Here is a 1,269-nt window from a genome sequence, read left to right on the forward strand (position 1 = left end):
ATTCTGAACACGGCCCAGGCCAAGGCCGACCATCTCACGCAAGGCGCCGACGACTATTCCGCCAAAGTGATGGAAGGTCTGCGCCAGCAACTGACCAAACTCACCAGCGATGTGGACGCCGGTCTGAACGTGCTGCACGAGCGCCAGCGCGCCGCCGCCGACCAGCTCCCGCATCTTGACCAGAACGACTACCCGGAGGCCTGAAAACCCAAGCCACATATCGAAAACTCCCCGTGGAGCGTATCCGTTGCGCAGGTCGCGTCCCGCGCCGGCCAGTCCAAGCAGATCGACAGTGATTTCCCCGCGCCCAGCGGCATCGGCGATGACATCATCGGCGTCAAGGAAGGCGAACCCGTACACGTCAGCGGATCGTTCGACTCGATTGTGGACGGTCTGATTCTCAACGCCGACATCAACGCCCCGGTGCATGCCGAATGCACCCGTTGCCTGAAGCCCATCATCCGTGACTGGACCACGCATGTGACCGTGTTCTTCCCCTACCATGACGAGCGTGACAATCGCAGGCAGCAGGACGAGGTCGACATCATCGCCGGCGAGGAAGAATCCGAAGACACGTATCCACTGCTCAACAACGGCTCCTTCGCCGATCTTGAAGCGCTGCTGCGCGATACGCTGGTGGACGAGCTGCCGCTGCAGCCGCTGTGCCGCGAGGATTGCCGTGGCCTGTGCTCCCAGTGCGGCGTGGATCTCAACGAGAACCCCGACCATAAGCACGAGACGACCGACATCCGATTCGCCGGACTGGCCGATCTCAAGGCGAAACTGGAACGCGAACAGCAGGGCTGACGGGCGACACGCGTGCATGCGCATGCCCGCGCAGGGCATTTGTACGCACGTTGCGTTAAAGTACTGAACGCTTAAGCTCAAATGTTCGAACGAAACAGAGGATACTGAAATGGCACTGCCTAAGTACAAGACCTCGCGCGCCAACACTCATTCGCGTCGCGCGAACTGGGAGGCGACCGCTACGGCTACCGTGACCTGCCCGAACTGTGGCGCTCCGGCTCAGCCGCACATGGCCTGCCCGAGCTGCGGTTCTTTCCGCGGCCGCGTCTACCGTGAGGCTATCCAGTCCATTCACACCAAGTGAGCAGCACTGGACAAGCATGAATAAAGCCCTGCCATCGACGGGTGGCAGGGCTTTTTATATCTTTATATCCTAGAAAACCCTAGGAAATTCCAGAAAACAGAAGATAGAGGATCATGACAGACGAAGCACAGCACAAGCCAATCACACGCACCTACCAC

The 1,269-nt window shown here is 59.7% G+C and carries 2 protein-coding genes and 1 pseudogene; all 3 read left to right on the top strand.

All coding sequences use genetic code 11. The features are described 5' to 3' along the window. Positions 1 to 204: pseudogene (locus tag ACR0P8_RS09875) on the top strand (cell division protein); the annotation flags it as partial. Between the two features lie 15 nt (positions 205 to 219). Then, positions 220 to 807 carry a YceD family protein gene (locus tag ACR0P8_RS09880; protein ID WP_432624876.1) on the top strand — a complete coding sequence of 196 codons (588 nt, stop codon included), beginning with the start codon at positions 220 to 222 and terminating at the stop codon, positions 805 to 807. A 109-nt stretch (positions 808 to 916) separates the two neighbouring features. Continuing rightward, a complete protein-coding gene (gene rpmF / locus ACR0P8_RS09885) occupies positions 917 to 1,111 on the top strand; it encodes a 50S ribosomal protein L32 (protein WP_432624875.1) in 195 nt (64 codons plus the stop codon). Positions 1,112 to 1,269 lie beyond the last annotated feature (158 nt).

It is taken from the genome of Bifidobacterium sp. (genome assembly GCF_050874245.1).
Lineage (GTDB): Bacteria > Actinomycetota > Actinomycetes > Actinomycetales > Bifidobacteriaceae > Bifidobacterium.